Raw genomic sequence first — 18927 nt, 5'->3', positions numbered from 1 at the left:
AGGATAGTGGATGGCCCGATCTCCGGCATGCACGGCATGCACAACCGCCCCGCACGCGGCCACGTGCCGTGATCCCGCGGCGAGGGCGCATCGGTTACGCTCCGCCGCATGGAGCCACTGGACACCTTGTATCGCTGGAGCGACCGAGCGCGCGACCGCGCCCGCGTGGGCACGTTCTTCCGCTTCCTCGCCCGCCGCTTCCTCGAGGACAACCTGTTCCAGGCCGCGGGCGCGCTGGCCTACACCACCGTCTTTGCGCTCGTTCCGCTGTCGATGGTGGTCTTCGGCGTGCTGTCGGCGTTCCCGGTGTTCAACGAATGGAGCGACCGGCTCAGCGATTACATCTTCTCCAACTTCGTGCCCTCGGCGGCGCGTTCGGTCGAGGCCTACCTCAAGCAGTTCTCGGCCAACATCGGCCAGCTGACCACCGCCGGCGTGCTGGCCCTGGTGATCTCGCTGCTGATCACGCTCAACGGCGTGGAATCCACGTTCAACCGCATCTGGCGGGTGAAGTCGGGTCGGCCGCGCATCGGCCGCTTCCTGGTGTACTGGACGGTGCTGACCCTGGGCGCGCTGATGGCCGCGGCGAGCCTGGCGCTGTCGGCGCGCTTCTTTGCGATGGCGGTGTTCGAGACCGAGGCCGGCCACGTGCTGCAGTCGATGATGCTGCGCCTGGCGCCGCTGACGATCGAGCTGCTTGCCATCGCCGCGATCTACCGCGTCGTGCCGCATCGCACGATCCACTGGCGCCATGCCTTCGCTGGTGCACTGCTTGCGGCGCTGCTGTTCGAAGCGGTCAAGTGGGGCATCGGCCTGTACCTGGGCAATTTCGGCTCGTACTCGAAGATCTACGGGCCGCTCGCGTTCGTGCCAATCTTCCTGCTGTGGATCTACCTCAGCTGGGTCGCCGTGCTGCTCGGCGCGTCGCTTGCATCGTCGATGTCGGAGTTCCGCTACCAGCCGATCGGCATGCGCCTGCCGCTGGGCTTCGAGATCTACGGCCTGCTGCGCCTGCTGGCGCGCTTCAACGAAGCGCGCAAGGCCGGACGCGGGCTGCACAGCGACGACATCGAGAGCCTGGAACCGATGCTCACCGACGCGCTGGTCCAGCAGATGCTCGCGCAGCTGAACCAGATCAACGCCGTGCGCCGCGCCGAGACCGGCGAGTGGCTGCTGTCGCGCGATCTCGATGAGCTGTCGCTGGCCGAACTCTACGAAGCCTGCCAGCTGCGCATCCCGGTCGCCGAAGCGGTGCTGCCGTGTCGCGACGATGCGCTGGGCCGTTCGGCGATCGCCGCGCTGGACGAACTCCGATTGCCTCTGCGCGAGCTGCTCAAGCGGCGCGCATCCACCATCAATGCCGACGAGGGCTGACTATGTACCGCCGTGCGATTTCCGTTTCACTCCTGGCCCTCGCGCTCGCCGCCGGCTGCAGCAAGAAGGCGCCCGACACCGACCTGGCCGCGCCGCAGACGCCCGCCGACACCGGCGCGCTGACCCTGCCGCAGCCGGCCGAACAGCCACGCACCGAGAGCGACGTCGAGAGGCCGACGCTGAAGATCGCCGGGGTCGACGGCACTGAGTACGACCTCGCCGCACGTCGCGGCAAGTGGGTCGTGGTCAACTTCTGGGCGACCTGGTGCAAGCCGTGCCTGAAGGAGATGCCCGAACTCTCGGCGCTGGATGCGATGCGCGAGCACGTCGAAGTCGTCGGCCTGGCCTACGAGGACATCAGCGCGGACGACATGAAGGTGTTCCTCAAGCTGCATCCGGTGGTGTATCCGATCGCGGTGGTGGACACGTTCAATCCGCCCGCCGATTTCGCCACGCCGCGCGGCCTGCCGATGACCTACCTGATCGCGCCGGACGGCAAGGTCGCCGACAAGTTCCTCGGTCCGGTGACGGCGAAGGACATCGAATCGGCCATCGCCAAGGCCGGCGGCCCGAAGGCCTCGCAGTCGTGAGCGCCGCGCGCTTCGTCGTCAGCGGCAAGGTGCAGGGCGTGTTCTTCCGCGCCTCCGCCCGCGAGCAGGCGCTGAAGCTCGGCCTGCGCGGCTATGCGAAGAACCTGCCGGACGGTCGCGTCGAAGTGCTCGCCGCCGGCGACGACGCGGCACTCGACGCGCTTACCGCCTGGCTGCGCGAGGGCCCGCCGAGGGCACGCGTGGACGACCTGGAGCGCCTGCCCGCGCGCGACGACGAGGCGGGCGAGGGCTTCGTCACCGCCTGAGGCGTGTCACGGTTCGAACGGCGAGATGGGTTCCAGCACGCCGTAATGCTCTTTCTTCGGCTTGCCCTGCAGCGGCGGGAACTCCACGCAGTGTTCGGGCACCTTCTTGTCCGGCATGCGGTCGAGCAGGTCGCGGACCAGGGTGAGGCGGCCGAGCTTCTGGTCGTTGAAATCGACCAGCGTCCACGGCGCATGCTTCGTGTGCGTGGCCTTGAGCATCGCCTCGCGTGCACGCGTGTAGTCGTCGTAGCGCTCGCGCGAAGCCGCGTCGATAGGCGACAGCTTCCAGCGCTTGAGTGGATCCTCGCGGCGTTCGGCGAAACGCTGTTCCTGCTCGTCCTGGTCGCAGCACAGCCAGTACTTGAACAGCACGATGCCGTCGTCGACCAGCAACTGCTCGAACACCGGTGCCTGGCGCAGGAATGCCTCGACCTGCTTCTTGTCGGTGAAGTCCATCACCTTCTCGACGCCGGCACGGTTGTACCAGCTGCGGTCGAACAGGGCGATCTCGCCCGCGGCCGGCAGGTGTGGCACGTAACGCTGGAAGTACCACTGTCCCTGTTCGCGCTCGCTTGGCTTGGGCAACGCAACGACGCGGCACTGGCGCGGGTTGAGGTGCTCGGCGATGGCCTCGATCGCGCCGCCCTTGCCGGCGGTGTCGCGGCCTTCGAACAACACCACGAGGCGGCGACCCGTGTCGCTGAGCCAGCGCGCCATCTGCGCCAGCTCGACCTGCATCGACTCGAGCGCAGCCTTGTATTCCTTGCCCTTGATCTCGCCCATTACGATCTCCGTCGCCGGCGCGCGCGCGTGCCGGCCATGCTGCGCGCGACTTCCAGCAGCGCGCCCTGCTGTCGCGTGTCGAGTTCGCGGTACGCGGCGAGCAGGTCGTGCTCACCCTGTGTGCGTGCGGGATCGAGCGTGCTCGCCAGTTCCGCCAGCAGCGCGCCAGCGGGAACGCCGAACGCACGCGCGAGCGCATCGAGCTGTTCGCGCCCGGGCATCTTCTCGCCACGCAGCCACGCGGTGACGGTGGCGACGCCTGCACGCGGGATCGCGGTGGCGAGATCGGCGGCGCTCAGGCCACGGGCCCGGGCGAGGAGTTGCAGCGTGGTGTCCAGCGGCATGGCGTGACTCCAGGATTGCGCAGACGATGCGGGCGCGCAGGTGACGACCGCGTGTCAGTGTTCCTTCAGGCGCGGGCGCAGCGTGGCGAGATTGCACGGCCGCGTGCGCGAATCGAGCTGCGCCTGGATGATCTTTTCCCATGCCGTGCGGCAGGCCGAGGTCGAGCCGGGCAGGGCGAACACGAACGTCGCGTTGGCCAGGCCCGCGAACGCGCGCGATTGCAGCGTCGAGGTGCCGATCTCGTCGAAGCTGACCGAGCGAAACAGTTCGCCGAACCCCGGCATCTGCTTGTCGAGCAGCGGCAGCAGCGCTTCGGGCGTGGAGTCGCGACCGGTGAAGCCGGTACCTCCGGTGACGAGGATGCCGTCGACGGCCTCATCGGCGATCCACTTCGACACGATCGCACGCAGCCGGTAACGGTCGTCGGGCAACAGCGCGCGCTCGGCGAGCCGATGGCCGGCATCGGTCAGCGCCTGCACGAGGTAATCGCCCGAGCTGTCCTGCTCGAGCGTGCGCGTGTCCGAGACGGTCAGCACGCACAGTTGCAACGGAATGAAATCGGCGGTGGCGGTCATGGCAGTGAGCCTACTCCTGAGAAGGGGCGAGGGTGCGCCATCGAGCGCACCGCGTCGGCGAAATCGCGCGCGAATCCGGTCATGTCGAACAGCCCGCTGTCGTGGCGGCGCAGGGCGAGTTCTTCGCGCAACGCGGCCAGCGCCTGCGGATCGCGTCCAAGCGCGACGGCGCGCGCGATGAAGGCTTCGTCGCTGTCCACGTTCATCGACGGCATGCCGAGATGGTGGTTGAGGCTGCCTGCGACGCGCGCGGCGAACGTGCCGCCCGGGCGTGTCAGTACAGGGCAGCCAGCCCACAGCGCGTCGGAGGCGGTGGTGTGCGCGTTGTACGGTTCGGTGTCGAGGAACAGGTCGGCATGACGCAGGCGTGCGAGGTAGTCGGCGTGCGGTTGCTTTGCCATGAACACCAGCCGCTGCGACGCCACGCCCTGCGCCTGCGCGGCCGCGCGCAGGCGATCGTCGGCGCGGCCGGGGCCGGATAGCAGCCAGAGGATGCTATCGGGCACGTCGCGCAGGACCGCGAACGCGCGCGACATGCTGCGCGGATTGAGCTTGTAGCTGTTGTTGAAGCAGCAGAACACCACGCCGTGTTCGGGCAGCCCGCACTGCGCGCGAGTGGGCGGCTCCGGCAACGCGCGTCTTGTATCGGACGGCTGGAAGCAACGCGGCAGGCGCACGACCGATTCGCTGAAGGCAGCCTCCATCGCGGTCGGCAGCACGAATGCATCGGCCAGCACATGGTCGATCCACGGCGCGCCCGAGGTGCCGGGATAGGCGAGCCAGTTGACCTGCACGCGCGCGGACCGCATGGCCAACGCTTCCGGTGCGCCGCCACCACCCCAGCCGCGCAGGTCGAACAGCACGTCGATGCCGGCTTCGCGGATGCGCTCCGCCACGCGCTGGTGCGGTTGCATCGAAACGTCATGCAACGCGTGCGCGGCAGCCTGCAGGCGGGCGCGGATCGCGCTGGCGTCATCGCGGTTGAGCGCGAACAGGTGCAGGTCGAATGCGTCGAGCGTGCGTAGTTCCTCGAACAGGGCGACCGTCAGCAATCCTGTCGGATGCGCACCGAATCCGTTCGACAGAAAACCCACGCGCAGTCGTTCGTTCGTCGTCGCCGGCGCGGGCGGCAACGGACGCACCATGCGCGCGATGGCGTGCGCGCGCAGCTGCGCGCAGCGCAGTTGCTCGGTCGCGGCGGCGTCCTCACTGAGGAAGGCGAGCGGCTCCACCGACGCGGAACCTTCGTTTACCGCAGCACGCACCTGTGCCGACAGCGCGTCGAGATCGCGCCAGTCGCACAGCTTGCGTCGCCACGCGAGCAGGTACGCGGCGATCTGCGGTTCCTGCGGCGCCAGCGCATGCGCGCGCGAGTATGCGTCGGCCGCAGCTTCGGCCTCGCCGACATCTTCCAGTGCATGGCCCAGCCACACGGCGATGCCGGGGTGCTGCGGCGCGTTGTCCGCGGCGGCGCGCAGGCTGTCGACGGCCTCGTCGCGACGGCCCTGCATCCATTGCGCGCGACCCAGACGTGCCAGTGCTTCCGGATGGCCGGGACGCAGCGCGAGCGCGCGTTGCGCCGCCATTGCGCCGGCCTGCGCGTCGCCGGCATCGAGTTCGTGCTCGGCGAGCAGGATCCAGGCGTAACCGTCGCCCGGGTTGAGCTCCAGCGCGCGGCGCAGTTCGATGCGCGGATCGTTGTGCACGTCAGGCTTCTTCGTACAGCCAGGCGTCGAGACCGGAGGCGAGGCGAACGCGCACGCGGCGATAATCGCCGGCCTCGTACTCGTCGGCCTTCGCGATTTCCTCCGCGCTGAGGTACAGCACGGTGCCCGGTACGCGATCGGCCGGATCGCCGCTGGCGCGCACGATCGGATGACGCACGATGCCGCTGGCACTCACCGCCGAGGGATCGCGTTCCTCGAGCCAGTCCATCCGGTAGCCGGCGAGCGCATCGGCGGCGCCGGTGAAGGTGCGACCGAACAGGCGTTGCTGCACGTTCGCATCCTGCAGCGTGCCATAGGAGAACAGCGCTTCGCCGTGGATGGCGGCCGACGGCCGCGCGAACGACAGCGAATACCACTGCGTCTGCGCTTCCTCCCAGCCCGCGGCGGAATAGAGCGCTCGCGCGGTGGCGTTATCGCGCGTGGTTTCCAGGGCGATGCCGACCGCACCGTCCTCGCGCGCGAATGCGGCCGCCGCGTCGAGCAACGCACGGCCGACGCCGCTGCGTCGCGCGTCGCTGGCGACGTAGAGGTCGTTGAGGATCCACAGCCGTCCCGTGCGCACCGACGAGAACGTCGGATAGAGCTGGGTGAAACCTGCCGCGCGCCCCTGGTCGGTGGCCAGCAGGATCACCGATTCGCTGTTGTGCAGGCGTTCTTCGAGGAAGCGGCGCGCACGCGCGAGGTCGGACGGTTGTTCGTAGAACTGGCGATATGCATCGAACAGTGGAACGACGGCATCGAGATCGGCGGGGGTGGCGCGCTGGATCGCGAGGGGCATGGGGCGTTCGTCCTCGGGGCTGGTGGCAGATTGTAGTCAACCGCAGTAGTCAGCCGCCCGGCGCGTCCGCCTCAGCCTTCCTGCGTCAGCCGCGCGAGTTCGTCGGCCTGGTGTTCGTGCTGCAGGCGTCCGACGAGTTCGTCGAGGCTGCCCTGCAGGACATTGGGCAGGTCGTAGAGCGTGAGGCCTTCGACGCGGTGGTCGGTGATGCGGCCCTGCGGGAAGTTGTAGGTGCGGATGCGCTGGCTGCGATCGCCGCTGCCGACCTGCAGCTTGCGCGTTTCGGCCTGCGCGGCCGCGGCCTTCGCCGCCTGCGCTTCAGCCAGCATGGCCGACAGGCGCTTCATCGCGTTGTCGCGGTTGGCGTGCTGGCTGCGTTCGGTCTGGCTTTCCACCACCAGTCCGCTGGGGACGTGGGTGATGCGGATCGCCGATTCGGTCTTGTTGACGTGCTGGCCGCCGGCGCCGCTGGAGCGGAACGTATCGACCTTCAGGTCGGCGGGATTGATGACGATCGGCTCGCCTGCCGATTCCACCGGGATGATCGCCACCGTCGCCGCGGAAGTGTGGATGCGGCCCTGCGATTCGGTTTCCGGCACGCGCTGCACGCGATGCGTGCCGGATTCGAACTTCAGTCGCGAATACGCGCCGCGTCCTTCGACGCGTGCGATCACTTCCTTGAAGCCGCCGTGTTCGCCGGGACTGCTCGACTCGATCTCCACGCGCCAGCCCTGGCGTTCGGCATAGCGCGCGTACATGCGGAACAGGTCGCCGGCGAAGATCGCGGCTTCGTCGCCGCCGGTGCCGGCGCGCACTTCCAGGTAGATGTCGCCTTCGTCGCGCGCATCCTTCGGGATCAGGTGCGCGAGCAGTTCGGCATCGAGTCGTTCCAGCCGTTCGTGCGTGGCCGCGATTTCTTCCTCGGCCAGCGCGGCGAGCTCGGGATCGTCGCGCATCACTTCGGCCGCGGCGAGATCGCTGCGCGCCTGCGCTTCGGCCTTCAACGCCGTCGCCACCGGCTCCAGCTGCGCGAACTCGCGCGAGAAGCGGCGGAAGCGATCGGCGTCGCCGATCACGCCGGGGTCGGAAAGGAGGCGTTCGAGTTCTTCGCGGCGTTCGGCGAGGGCTTCGAGTTTGCGGCGCAGCGTCGGGGTCATGGACGGGAAGAATGGAGGAGGGGGAAGGGCCGTGCCACCGCAGGTGCGGTCGCTAGGCTTCCCGGTCCTCGTTCTTCGCGTCGTCCTCGCCCGCGGCGAAGAGCTTGTCGGCGGCGCGTGCGAGTTCGGCGTTGCCGGTCAGCGCGGCCTCGCGCAGCGCCACGGTCGGCGCATGCAGCAGGCGATTGGTGAGCGTGTGCGCGAGGAAGTTCAGGACTTCGTTCGGATCCTGCCCGGCCGCGAGTTGTTGCTGCGCTTTCGCCAGCACGTCGGCCTTGGCCGCTTCGCCGTGCGCGCGCAGGCGCTTGAGCGGTTCGGTGCGCGTGCTCGCGGCGAGCGTTTCGGTGAAACGCGCGACCTGCAGTTCGACGATGGCCTCGGCTTCGGTCGCGGCTTCGCGGCGGCTGCGGCGGTTATCCTCGATCGCGCGTTCCAGATCGTCGACCGTGTAGAGGAACACGTCCTTCAGGTCGGCTACGTCGGGCGCGATGTCGCGAGGTACGGCGAGGTCGAGCAGCAGCATCGGCCGGTGCCTGCGCGTGGCCAGCGCGGCGGCGACCTGCGGCTTGCGCAGGACAGGGTCGCGGCTGGCGGTGGCGGAGATCACCACGTCGGCTTCGCCCAGGTGCTTGTCGAGTTCGGTCAGCGGCAACGCGACGCCGCCGTGGCGCGTGGCGAGTTCCTGCGCGTGGGCAAGCGTGCGGTTGGCGATCAGCAGGCGCTTGGCCTTGGCCTGCACCAGATGGCGCGCGGCCAGTTCGATGGTCTCGCCCGCGCCGATCATCAGCACGGTGGAATCTTCCAGCCGCGCGAAGGATTCCTGCGCCAGGCGTACCGCCGCCGAGGCCACCGATACCGGGTTGGCACCGATGCGCGTGTCGGTGCGCGCGCGCTTGGCGGTGGTGAAGGCGTGCTGGAAAAGACGGTCGAGCTGGCTGCCGAGCGTGCCCGCGTTGCGCGCGGTCGACCAGGCGTCCTTCACCTGGCCGAGAATCTGCGGTTCGCCGAGCACCAGCGAGTCGAGCCCGGTGGCGACACGGAACAGGTGGCGCACGGCATCGGCGTCGCGATGCCGGTAGAGGTAGGCGTGCAGGTCGCCGACTTCGTCGGGATGCGTGGCCAGCCAGTCGGCCAGCGCCTGGCCGTCGTCGTTCGACACGGCATACAGCTCGGTGCGGTTGCAGGTGGACAGCAATGCGACCTCCTGCACCTCGGGCAACGTGCGCAGGGCATCGAGCGCGGCCGGCACTGTGTCGGCCGAGAACGCGACCCGCTCGCGCAGGCTGACCGGTGCGGTCTGGTGATTGATGCCTAGTACGAACAAACTCATTGACGCCGGACTCTTCCGTTCAGGTGCTTGCGATAAGCTGCTGGCTACCCGGAGGCCGACATTCTACCGGCCCCGTTCCCTCCCGGTTGTCCTGCAGGCCTGATCGATGCCCGTAGCCTTGCGCACGCTCTGTTTCGTCCTTGTCGCCACCCTTGCCGCCGCGCCCGTGCTGGCCGCGGAAAAGGAGCCCGCCGCGGCGACGGACCCGATCGGAGCATCGCTGGAACCGCTGTTGATCGGCGAGTTCGCCCTCCAGTCCGGCCGGCTGGACGAGGCCGCCCAGGCCTACCTCGATGCCGCCCGCGCCGCTAACGACGTCGCCCTGGCCGAGCGCGCGACCCGCATCGCCCTGCTCGCCAAGGACGACAAGCGCGCCGCGCAGGCCCTGGACCTGTGGCGCAAGCAGGGCGGGGAAGGTCTCAATGTCGCTGCGGCTCAGGCCGTCCTGGCGATCCGTCGCGGGGACGAGCGCGGCGCGCGCAAGTACCTCACCCAGCTGCTGCAGGCGCCCGGCGATTCCGGCTGGCGCCAGGCGCTGGGTGTCCTGAGCGGCGGCGCGCGCGATCCCCAGCAGTCGGCCCGCCTGCTGGAACGGCTGGTCGCCGACGGCAAGATCCCGAACCGCTTGCCCGCATGGCTGGCCTTCGGCGGGCTCGCGCAGGGACTGGAGCAGCCGAAGCTGGTCGAGCGGATCGTCGCCGAAGTCGTGAAGCGCTTCCCGGGCGAAGCCCGTGTCGGCCTGCTCCGCGCCAGCCAGTTGCGCGAAGCCGGCAAGACCGACGAGGCGCGCGAGCTGCTCGCCTCGCTCGCCGCACAGGCCGGCAGCGACGGCGACCTGCGCCGCGCCATCGCTGACGAATACCACCGCATGGGCGACTACAACTCGGCCGAGGCGGTCCTCGCCGGCGGTCCGCAGGACGACCAGACGTATGCGCTGCGCGCCGCGTTGCTCGCCCAGGGCGACGACAAGGAGGCGCTGGCCCGGTTGTACGAAGAGCTGCGTCGCAACGCATCGCAACCCGACCCGCAGCGCCGCCTGCTGCTCGGGCAGATGGCGGAATTCCTCGATCGTTTCGACGAAGCGCTGGAGTGGTATCGCGGCGTGCCCGGCGGCGAGCAGCGCTGGTCGGCGCGACTGCGTGCGGCGAACGTGCTGCACGAACTCGATCGCGGCGAGGAAGCGTTCAAGTCGCTGCGCGAGATCCAGGCCGATGCGTCCGCCGACGAGGAAGCGCGTCGCGATGCCTATCTGCTCGAAGCTTCGCTGCGCGAGAAGGACAAGAACGCGGCCGGCGAAATGGACGCGTACGCGCGCGGACTGGCGGCGTTCCCGGACGATCCGGAAGTCCTCTACGCACGTGCGCTGAGCTGGGAGCGTCGCGACGACATCCCGCGCGCCGAAGCCGACCTGCGCAAGATCCTCGTCGCCGAGCCCGACAACGTGGCCGCGCTCAACGCGCTGGGTTACACGCTGGCCGACCGCACCACGCGTTACCAGGAAGCGCTGCAGCTGATCGAGCGCGCGCGCACCGCTGAACCCGACAACGCCGCGATCGTCGACAGCTACGGCTGGGTGCTGTATCGCCTCGGGCGCAAGGAGGAAGCGCTGGTCGAACTGCGTCGCGCACTGACGCTGCAGAAGGACGCGGAGATCGCCTCGCACCTGGCCGAAGTGCTGTGGGAACTCGGCCGCAAGGACGAGGCGCGCAAGTACTTCGAGCAGGCGCGCAAGATCGATCCCGACAACCGCTCGCTGCAGCGCGCGCTGGAGAAGACCGGCGCATGAATTCGCTACGATTCCTGCTTGCGTCCGCGATGGCGGCGGTGGTGTTGTCGGGTTGCGTTTCGCAGCCCACGCGCGCGCCGGCGGTGCCGGTCGATCGCGCCGAAGCCGAGCGGCAGGATCGTGCGCGCGACGCGATCACCGACTGGAACGTCACCGGACGCATCGCCGTGTCCAACGGCAGCCAGGGCGGCAGTGGCCGCATCGACTGGCAGCAGACCGGCGAGCGCTACACGGTCGCGCTGAGCGCGCCGGTCACCCGTCAGAGCTGGCGCCTGATCGGTGATGCCTCCAGCGCTCGGCTCGAAGGCGTCTCCGGCGGGCCACGCGAGGGCAGCGATGCCGAAGGTCTCCTGCTGGAAACCACCGGCTGGAACATCCCGGTGCAGGCCCTGTCCGACTGGGTCCGCGGTGTCGGCGCGGGCGATGGCTACGGCCCGGCCCACATCGTCTACGGCGAAGGCAACCGTCCAGTACGTCTGGAACAGGCCGGCTGGGCGATCGATTACGAGCAGTGGCAGGACGGGGCCGCAGAGCCCGCCATGCCGACCCGGCTCATCGCCACCCGCGGCACCGCCAAGGTCCGGCTGATCGTCGACCAGTGGTCGCTGGACGGGACGCGGTGAATCAGGGCGAACGCGGCCGGGCCTGGTCGAGCTGGCCGGCCCCGGCCAAGCTGAACTTGTTCCTGCGCATCACCGGGCGGCGCGAGGATGGCTATCACCTGCTGCAGACCGTGTTCCGCATCCTCGACTGGGGCGATACCGTGCGCCTGCGGGTGCGCGAGGACGGCCAGATCCATCGCCACGGACCTTCGGTGCCGGGTGTGGAGGAGGTGGACGACCTCACCGTGCGGGCTGCCAAACTGCTGCAATCGGCTACCAAAATGCAGCATGGTGCGGACATCGTCGTCGAAAAACGAATTCCCGCGGGCGGCGGCTTCGGGGGCGGATCATCCGACGCGGCTACCGTGCTGGTCGCGCTGAATGCGCTCTGGGGCGCGGGTCTCGATGCCGAGGCGCTGGCTGAACTGGGCTTGCGACTGGGCGCCGACGTGCCGGTCTTCGTCCGTGGCGCGAATGCCTGGGCGGAAGGCATCGGCGAGCGCCTCAACCCGGTCGATCTGCCGCCCGCGTGGTACGTGCTGGCCGATCCTGGCGTCCACGCGCCCACCGCGGCTTTGTTCCGATCCCCTGAATTGACGCGTGATGCCCCTCCCGCGACAATATCGGACTTCGTTTCGGGTGTGCCGCTCGGGAATGCGTTCGAGCCGGTGCTGCGCGCGCGCGAATCTGCCGTCGAGGCGGTGTTCGCTGCGCTGTCGCGGATCGGTTCGCCGCGCCTGACCGGCTCCGGCAGCGGTTGCTTCGTCGAGTTCGCCACGCGCGAAACCGCCGAGGCGGCGCTGGCGGGATTGGCGCCAGGCCTTCGGGCCTGGGTGGCGGAAGGGGCGCAAACCTCTCCGCTGCACCGTGCTCTGGCCGACTGGACGAGACAGGCTGTATCGGCTCCCTGATCGGAGTCACCCGCAGGGGCGTCGCCAAGTGGCCCAAGGCACCGGGTTTTGATCCCGGCATTCGTAGGTTCGAATCCTACCGCCCCTGCCAATTCAATCCGGATTGGGAATTCGGGATTGGAAATTCGCGCGGCGCGCATGAGTTTCCAATCCCGAGTCCTCACTCCCGAACCCGGCGCGAATACCCATGCAGAACGACCGCAACCTGCTGATCTTCAGCGGCAACGCCAACCGCCCGCTGGCCGAATCCGTCTGCAAGGAGCTCGGCATCCGCCTCGGCAAGGCACTGGTGGGTCGATTCTCGGACGGCGAGGTGCAGGTCGAGATCGAGGAGAACGTGCGTCGTCAGGAAGTGTTCGTGATCCAGCCCACGAACGCACCGACGGCGGAGAATTTCATGGAACTGCTGGTGCTGGTGGACGCGCTCAAGCGCGCCTCGGCCGCCAGCGTGACCGCGGTGGTGCCGTACTTCGGCTACGCCCGCCAGGATCGCCGCCCGCGTTCCTCGCGCGTGCCGATCACGGCGAAGGTGGCAGCGAAGATGTTCGGTGCGGTCGGTACCGACCGCGTGTTGACGGTCGACCTTCACGCCGACCAGATCCAGGGCTTCTTCGACATCCCGGTCGACAACGTGTACGCCTCGCCGCTGCTGCTCGCCGACATCTGGCGCGCGCACGGCACGGACAACATGGTGGTGGTCTCGCCCGACGTCGGTGGCGTGGTGCGCGCGCGAGCGATCGCCAAGCGCCTGGACGACGCGGACCTGGCGATCATCGACAAGCGCCGCCCGCGTGCCAACGTCGCCACGGTGATGAACATCATCGGCGACGTGGAAGGCAAGACGTGCGTGCTGGTCGACGACATCGTCGACACCGCGGGCACGCTGTGCGCCGCGGCGAACGCGCTCAAGGCGCAGGGCGCGACCAAGGTGGTCGCGTACTGCACGCATCCGGTGCTGTCGGGTGCGGCGCTGGACAACGTGGGCAAGTCGCAGCTGGACGAGCTGGTGGTGACCGACACCATCAAGCTGTCCGACGCAGCGAAGGCCAACGGCAAGATCCGCCAGCTCAGCGTCGCCGAGCTGCTGGCCGAGACGATCCGTCGCGTCGCATTCGGCGAGTCGGTCAGTTCGCTCTACGTGGACTGACGAAAGAACCCGCGATGGCGGCTTCGGCCGACATCGCAACAGCGCTCACCTGGTCGCGGGTGAGCGTCCATCCCGCCGCGAGGTGGGTCCATTGCAAGCAAAGTGAGTTACGAAAATGTCCGAACACATCCTCAAGGCCACTGGCCGCAAGGTCGAAGGGAAGGGTGCGAGCCGCCGCCTTCGCCACGCCGCCAGCATCCCGGCCATCGTCTACGGCGGCAAGACCGCGCCGCAGGCCATCCAGCTCGAGCACGAGAAGACCTGGCTCGCCCAGCAGAACGAGTGGTTCTACTCCTCGATCCTGACGCTCGACATCGACGGCAAGTCGGAGCCGGTGCTCCTGCGCGACATCCAGCGCCATCCGTTCAAGCAGATCATCATGCACCTGGACTTCCAGCGCGTTGATCTGAACGCCACGCTGAAGGCGTCGGTGCCGCTGCACTTCATCGGCCAGGAAGGCTCGCCGGCCGGCAAGGCCGCCGACGTGGTCATCACCCACGAGCTCAACGAAGTCACCGTCAGCTGCCTGCCGAAGGATCTGCCGGAGTTCATCGAGATCGACCTGTCGAAGCTCGCCGTCGGCGACATCGTCCACCTGTCGGACATCAAGCTGCCGAAGGGCGTCGAGCTGCCGGAGCTGAAGCTGGGCAAGGAACACGACGTCGCCGTCGTGATCGCCAAGCACGGTCGCGTCGAGTCCGAGGAAACCACCGAGGCCCCGCCGGCCGAAGTGCCGGCCACCAAGGCCGCCAAGAAGGACGAGAAGTAATCGCGCCAGGACGATCCGCCCGCGCTTGCGGGCGGATCTCCGCGTGAATCCACGATGGCCGGTCTGCGCCTCATCGTGGGGCTGGGCAATCCCGGCTCCGAACACCTCAGGACCCGGCACAACGCCGGGTTCTGGTTTGTGGACGCCCTCGCGCAGCGCGAAGGCGCGCGCTTCGGTCTGGAATCCAAGCTGTTCGGCGAGACCTGCAAGGTCGACATCGCCGGCCGCCCGGTCTGGCTGCTGAAGCCGTCCACGTTCATGAACCTCTCCGGCAAGTCCGTCGCGGCCGCGCTGCGTTACTGGAAGATCGAGCCGGAAGAAATGCTGGTCGCCCACGACGAGCTGGACCTGCCCGTGGGCACTGCGCGCCTGAAGTTCGACGGCGGCCACGGCGGCCAGAACGGCCTGCGCGACATCACCCGGCTGCTGGGCCACGGCAAGTACCATCGCTTGCGCATCGGCATCGGCCATCCGGGCCACAAGGACCGCGTCACCTCGTGGGTGCTCGGTCGTCCGGGCACGGACGACGAAGCGTCGATCCTGCGTTCCATCGCCAACGCCGACGACGTGCTCCCGCTCGCCGTTTCCGGCGATTTCAGCGAGGCCATGAAGCGGCTGCACACGGAACGGACCTGATGGTGATTGGTGATTGGCGATTCGCGCGGCGAGCCCGTGGCGAATCGCCAATCACGAATCCCCAATCACGGTTCCAGCCATCATGGGCATCAAATGCGGCATCGTCGGCCTGCCGAACGTCGGCAAGTCGACCCTTTTCAACGCCCTGACCAAGGCCGGCATCGCCGCGGCCAACTTTCCGTTCTGCACGATCGAACCCAACGTGGGCGTCGTGCCGGTGCCGGATCCGCGCCTGAACGCGCTCTCTGACATCATCAAACCGCAGAAGGTCATTCCGACCGCGGTGGAATTCGTCGACATCGCCGGCCTCGTCGCCGGCGCGGCGAGCGGTGAAGGGCTGGGCAACAAGTTCCTCGCGCACATCCGCGAGGTCGACGCGATCACGCACGTCGTGCGCTGCTTCGAGAATCCCGACGTCATCCACGTCAACAACCGCATCGATCCGATCGCCGACATCGAGACCATCGACACCGAGCTGGCCCTGGCCGACCTGGAATCGGTCGAGAAGGCGCTGCAGCGCGCCGAGCGTTCGGCCAAGACCGGCGACAAGGAGGCCAAGGTGCGCGTGGAGGTGCTGGGTCGTGTCCGCACCGGTCTCGACGCCGGCAAGCCGGCGCGCGCGCTGGGCCTGTCCGACGACGACAAGCTGATCCTGCGCGATCTGTTCCTGCTCACGCTGAAGCCGGTGATGTACGTCGCCAACGTGCTCGAGGACGGCTTCGAGAACAATCCGCACCTGGACGCCGTGCGCGCCCGCGCGGTGGGCGAGGGCGCCGAGGTGGTGCCGGTGTGCGCCGCCATCGAGGAGGAGCTGAGCCAGCTCGACGACGCCGACCGCGACACGTTCCTGAACGACCTGGGCCTGGACGAGCCGGGCCTGAACCGGGTCATCCGCGCGGCCTACAAGCTGCTGGGCCTGCAGACCTACTTCACCGCCGGCGTGAAGGAAGTCCGCGCCTGGACCGTGAAGGCCGGCTCGACCGCGCCGCAGGCGGCCGCGGTGATCCACACCGACTTCGAGAAGGGCTTCATCCGCGCCGAAACCATCGCCTACGACGATTACATCAAGTACAAGGGCGAGTCCGGCGCCCGCGACGCCGGTCGCCTGCGCCTGGAAGGCAAGGAATACCGCGTCCAGGAAGGCGACGTCCTGCATTTCCGCTTCAACGTCTGAGTCCCGGGAAACGGCTGTCCGGCCCCCGCCGGGCGCCCGCGTGAAAATAGATGCGAAGAACGCGTTGACAAGTTTCGCGCCCAGTCTCAAAATTGCGGGCTCTTTTGGAGGGATACCCAAGCGGCCAACGGGGGCAGACTGTAAATCTGCTGGCTTACGCCTTCGGTGGTTCGAATCCACCTCCCTCCACCAGCTTCGACACGGTCGTAAGATTGGTGGCGAAAAACCAGCGGCCTTACCAGTCGTTGGCGCAGTACCCAAGCAGGTCAGTCCGGCGCGGGAGTAGTTCAATGGTAGAACCTCAGCCTTCCAAGCTGATGGTGCGGGTTCGATTCCCGTCTCCCGCTCCATTGATGCCGCGACAGACAACTTGCTTGAACAATCCGCTCACGTAGCTCAGTCGGTAGAGCACCTCCTTGGTAAGGAGGAGGTCGAAGGTTCGATTCCTTTCGTGAGCACCATCTACAGCGATCCACCCAAAGTAATTCCGTCCTAAAGCGAGAGTCGACATGGCCAAGGGTAAGTTTGAGCGCACCAAGCCGCACGTGAACGTGGGCACGATCGGTCACGTCGACCACGGCAAGACGACGCTGACGGCGGCACTGACGAAGGTGGGCGCGGAGCGTTTCGGCGGCGAGTTCAAGGCGTACGACGCGATCGACGCGGCGCCGGAAGAGAAGGCTCGCGGCATCACGATCTCGACGGCGCACGTGGAGTACGAAAGCCCGAACCGTCACTACGCGCACGTGGACTGCCCGGGCCACGCCGACTACGTGAAGAACATGATCACGGGTGCGGCGCAGATGGACGGCGCGATTCTGGTGTGCTCGGCCGCTGACGGCCCGATGCCGCAGACGCGCGAGCACATCCTGCTGTCGCGCCAGGTGGGCGTGCCGTACATCGTCGTGTTCCTGAACAAGGCCGACATGGTGGACGACGCCGAGCTGCTCGAGCTGGTCGAGATGGAAGTTCGCGAGCTGCTGACGAAGTACGAGTTCCCGGGCGACGACACCCCGATCATCAAGGGTTCGGCGCGTCTGGCGCTGGAAGGCGACCAGTCGGAAATCGGCGTGCCGGCGATCCTGAAGCTGGTGGAAGCGCTGGACACGTTCATTCCGGAGCCGGAGCGTGACATCGACAAGCCGTTCCTGATGCCGGTGGAAGACGTGTTCTCGATCTCGGGCCGCGGCACCGTGGTGACCGGCCGTATCGAGCGCGGCATCATCAAGGTCGGCGACGAAATCGAAATCGTCGGTATCCGTCCGACCCAGAAGACGACGGTGACCGGCGTCGAAATGTTCCGCAAGCTGCTGGACCAGGGCCAGGCGGGCGACAACGCGGGCCTGCTGCTGCGCGGCACCAAGCGTGACGACGTGGAGCGCGGCCAGGTGCTGGCGAAGCCGGGTTCGATCACCCCGCACACCGAGTTCGAGGCCGAGGTGTACGTGCTGTCGAAGGACGAGGGCGGCCGTCACACCCCGTTCTTCAAGGGCTACCGTCCGCAGTTCTACTTCCGCACCACGGACATCACCGGTGCGGTGCAGCTGCCGGAAGGCGTCGAGATGGTCATGCCGGGCGACAACATCAAGATGGTCGTGCAGCTGATCAACCCGGTGGCGATGGACGAAGGCCTGCGCTTCGCGATCCGCGAAGGCGGTCGCACCGTCGGCGCCGGCGTCGTGGCGAAGATCGTCAAGTAAGCCTGTCGCCACGGCGGTTCTCGCCGCCGTGGCAACTTTCCGGGATTGCAGCGGTCGAAGGTCTGCGCGATACCGGGATGGCGATCCAGGCAGGCGAGTCGGTGACGACTCGCCGTTGCCGTCTAAGGGCCGCCGACAACAGAACGTACGCCAGTAGCTCAATTGGCAGAGCAGCGGTCTCCAAAACCGCAGGTTGGGGGTTCGAGTCCCTCCTGGCGTGCCATATACCATGCGGGTCCTCCGCAAAAGCCCGGTCATCCGTGGTCGGTCTTTCCCACAACAGACGCGACCGAAATGTCGCGCGATGGATCGGATGAACAGCAAGGTCGAACAACCCGGATCCGGCGCCGCCGGCGACATCGTCAAGTACGCACTGGCGCTGCTGCTGGTGGCCGCAGGCGTGGCCGCCTACATCTACTTCGACCAGTGGGCTGGCGCGCTCCGCGTCCTGGCCGTCGTCGCGGGTCTGGTGCTGGGCGCAGGCGTGTTCCTGACCAGTGGCAAGGGTCTGCAGACCCGCGAGTTCCTGTCCGAGTCGCGCTTTGAACTGCGCAAGGTGGTCTGGCCGACGCGCCAGGAAGCCATGCGTACCACCTGGGTGGTGATGATCGCCGTGGCCGTGCTGAGCCTGATCCTGGCGGGCTTCGACCTGATCATCCAGTTCTTCGTCAAGCTCATCCTGGGGCAGTAAGTCATGACCGAAGTGCACAAACGCTGGTACGTCGTCCACGCCTACTCGGGCTTCGAGAAGTCCGTGGCGCAGGCGCTGCGCGACCGGATCGCTCGCGACGGCATGCAGGACAAGTTCGGCGAAGTGCTGGTCCCGACCGAAGAGGTCGTGGAAATGCGCTCCGGCCAGAAGCGCCGCTCCGAGCGCAAGTTCTTCCCGGGCTACGTGCTGGTCCAGATCGCCACCCATGACGAAGCGGGCATCCCGCGCATGGATAACGAGAGCTGGCATCTGGTCAAGGAGACCCCCAAGGTCATGGGCTTCATCGGCGGCACCGCCGACCGCCCGTTGCCGATCGCCGACCGCGAGGCCGACGCTATCCTGCAGCGTGTTCAGGAAGGCGTGGAGAAGCCGAAGCCGAAGGTCCTGTTCGAGCCGGGCGAGATGGTCCGGGTCATCGACGGGCCGTTCAACGACTTCAACGGCGTGGTCGAAGAGATCAACTACGAGAAGAGCCGCCTGCGCGTGGCGGTGCTGATCTTCGGCCGCTCGACCCCGGTCGAGCTCGAGTTCGGCCAGGTCGAAAAGGCCTAAATCTCTGATATAC

20 protein-coding genes and 5 tRNA genes are annotated in these 18927 nt (G+C 67.7%); 18 read left to right on the top strand and 7 right to left on the bottom strand.

Translation table 11 applies throughout. The features are described from left to right. Positions 1-108 precede the first annotated feature (108 nt). The 3 genes from FOF45_RS02255 to FOF45_RS02245 are packed head-to-tail and all read left to right on the top strand — an operon-like array spanning position 109 to position 2230. The gene (locus FOF45_RS02255) at positions 109-1374 is read left to right on the top strand and encodes a YihY family inner membrane protein (protein WP_158982402.1); all 1266 of its coding nucleotides are present in this window, start codon (positions 109-111) and stop codon (positions 1372-1374) included. 2 nt (positions 1375-1376) lie between these two features. Then, positions 1377-1964 carry a TlpA family protein disulfide reductase gene (locus FOF45_RS02250; protein ID WP_158982401.1) on the top strand — a complete coding sequence of 196 codons (588 nt, stop codon included), beginning with the start codon at positions 1377-1379 and terminating at the stop codon, positions 1962-1964. Continuing rightward, positions 1961-2230, top strand: coding sequence for an acylphosphatase (locus FOF45_RS02245; protein WP_158982400.1), 270 nt, complete (start codon positions 1961-1963; stop codon positions 2228-2230). Before FOF45_RS02250 ends, FOF45_RS02245 begins: the two co-directional genes overlap by 4 nt. Before the next feature lie 6 nt (positions 2231-2236). Here FOF45_RS02245 and ppk2 read toward each other — a convergent pair whose 3' ends face one another. The 7 genes from ppk2 to hemA form a co-directional block, all read right to left on the bottom strand. Beyond that, positions 2237-3013, bottom strand: coding sequence for a polyphosphate kinase 2 (gene ppk2, locus FOF45_RS02240; RefSeq protein WP_158982399.1), 777 nt, complete (start codon positions 3011-3013; stop codon positions 2237-2239). Beyond that, complete coding sequence (locus FOF45_RS02235; RefSeq protein WP_158982398.1) at positions 3013-3357, bottom strand: helix-turn-helix domain-containing protein; 345 nt, start codon at positions 3355-3357, stop codon at positions 3013-3015. The genes ppk2 and FOF45_RS02235 overlap by 1 nt, the downstream gene beginning before the upstream one ends. A gap of 54 nt (positions 3358-3411) precedes the next feature. Then, a complete protein-coding gene (gene moaB, locus FOF45_RS02230; protein ID WP_158982397.1) occupies positions 3412-3933 on the bottom strand; it encodes a molybdenum cofactor biosynthesis protein B in 522 nt (173 codons plus the stop codon). After that, positions 3930-5639: an O-linked N-acetylglucosamine transferase, SPINDLY family protein gene (locus FOF45_RS02225; protein WP_158982396.1), complete on the bottom strand. Its 1710-nt coding sequence runs from the start codon at positions 5637-5639 to the stop codon at positions 3930-3932. The genes moaB and FOF45_RS02225 overlap by 4 nt, the downstream gene beginning before the upstream one ends. Before the next feature lies 1 nt (position 5640). After that, on the bottom strand, positions 5641-6438 hold the full coding sequence (locus FOF45_RS18455) for a GNAT family N-acetyltransferase (protein ID WP_158982395.1): 798 nt from the start codon (positions 6436-6438) through the stop codon (positions 5641-5643). Between the two features lie 71 nt (positions 6439-6509). After that, positions 6510-7595: a peptide chain release factor 1 gene (prfA, locus tag FOF45_RS02215; RefSeq protein ID WP_158982394.1), complete on the bottom strand. Its 1086-nt coding sequence runs from the start codon at positions 7593-7595 to the stop codon at positions 6510-6512. Positions 7596-7647: 52 nt separating this feature from the next. After that, complete coding sequence (hemA, locus tag FOF45_RS02210; RefSeq protein ID WP_158982393.1) at positions 7648-8925, bottom strand: glutamyl-tRNA reductase; 1278 nt, start codon at positions 8923-8925, stop codon at positions 7648-7650. Positions 8926-9031: 106 nt separating this feature from the next. Here hemA and FOF45_RS02205 point away from each other — a divergent pair, with 106 nt between their 5' ends. From FOF45_RS02205 to nusG, 15 genes are all read left to right on the top strand, one after another. Beyond that, a complete protein-coding gene (locus FOF45_RS02205) occupies positions 9032-10711 on the top strand; it encodes a tetratricopeptide repeat protein (protein WP_158982392.1) in 1680 nt (559 codons plus the stop codon). Beyond that, on the top strand, positions 10708-11334 hold the full coding sequence (gene lolB / locus FOF45_RS02200) for a lipoprotein insertase outer membrane protein LolB (protein ID WP_158982391.1): 627 nt from the start codon (positions 10708-10710) through the stop codon (positions 11332-11334). Before FOF45_RS02205 ends, lolB begins: the two co-directional genes overlap by 4 nt. Beyond that, a complete protein-coding gene (gene ispE, locus FOF45_RS02195) occupies positions 11331-12224 on the top strand; it encodes a 4-(cytidine 5'-diphospho)-2-C-methyl-D-erythritol kinase (RefSeq protein ID WP_158982390.1) in 894 nt (297 codons plus the stop codon). Before lolB ends, ispE begins: the two co-directional genes overlap by 4 nt. A 14-nt stretch (positions 12225-12238) precedes the next feature. Beyond that, a tRNA-Gln gene (locus tag FOF45_RS02190) sits at positions 12239-12315 on the top strand. Positions 12316-12411: 96 nt separating this feature from the next. Beyond that, complete coding sequence (locus tag FOF45_RS02185) at positions 12412-13371, top strand: ribose-phosphate diphosphokinase (protein ID WP_158982389.1); 960 nt, start codon at positions 12412-12414, stop codon at positions 13369-13371. Positions 13372-13486: 115 nt separating this feature from the next. After that, positions 13487-14140 carry a 50S ribosomal protein L25/general stress protein Ctc gene (locus FOF45_RS02180; protein ID WP_158982388.1) on the top strand — a complete coding sequence of 218 codons (654 nt, stop codon included), beginning with the start codon at positions 13487-13489 and terminating at the stop codon, positions 14138-14140. 54 nt (positions 14141-14194) lie between these two features. Continuing rightward, a complete protein-coding gene (pth, locus tag FOF45_RS02175; protein WP_158982387.1) occupies positions 14195-14776 on the top strand; it encodes an aminoacyl-tRNA hydrolase in 582 nt (193 codons plus the stop codon). An 82-nt stretch (positions 14777-14858) separates the two neighbouring features. After that, positions 14859-15950 carry a redox-regulated ATPase YchF gene (ychF, locus tag FOF45_RS02170; RefSeq protein ID WP_158982386.1) on the top strand — a complete coding sequence of 364 codons (1092 nt, stop codon included), beginning with the start codon at positions 14859-14861 and terminating at the stop codon, positions 15948-15950. Positions 15951-16056: 106 nt separating this feature from the next. Beyond that, positions 16057-16142 (top strand) — tRNA-Tyr (locus FOF45_RS02165). A gap of 84 nt (positions 16143-16226) precedes the next feature. Then, positions 16227-16300, top strand: a tRNA-Gly gene (locus FOF45_RS02160). 35 nt (positions 16301-16335) lie between these two features. Next, a tRNA-Thr gene (locus FOF45_RS02155) sits at positions 16336-16411 on the top strand. 48 nt (positions 16412-16459) lie between these two features. Further along, a complete protein-coding gene (gene tuf, locus FOF45_RS02150) occupies positions 16460-17650 on the top strand; it encodes an elongation factor Tu (RefSeq protein WP_158982374.1) in 1191 nt (396 codons plus the stop codon). A 147-nt stretch (positions 17651-17797) separates the two neighbouring features. Further along, positions 17798-17873 (top strand) — tRNA-Trp (locus FOF45_RS02145). Positions 17874-17963: 90 nt separating this feature from the next. After that, positions 17964-18341 carry a preprotein translocase subunit SecE gene (secE, locus tag FOF45_RS02140; RefSeq protein WP_158982385.1) on the top strand — a complete coding sequence of 126 codons (378 nt, stop codon included), beginning with the start codon at positions 17964-17966 and terminating at the stop codon, positions 18339-18341. Between the two features lie 3 nt (positions 18342-18344). Beyond that, positions 18345-18914 (top strand): transcription termination/antitermination protein NusG, encoded by a 570-nt coding sequence (gene nusG / locus FOF45_RS02135; RefSeq protein ID WP_158982384.1) that lies wholly within the window; start codon positions 18345-18347, stop codon positions 18912-18914. Positions 18915-18927 lie beyond the last annotated feature (13 nt).

It is taken from the genome of Lysobacter panacisoli, from assembly GCF_009765165.1.
GTDB classification, from domain to species: Bacteria; Pseudomonadota; Gammaproteobacteria; order Xanthomonadales; family Xanthomonadaceae; genus Lysobacter_J; species Lysobacter_J panacisoli.
This window is presented reverse-complemented; position numbering and strand designations above follow the sequence as displayed.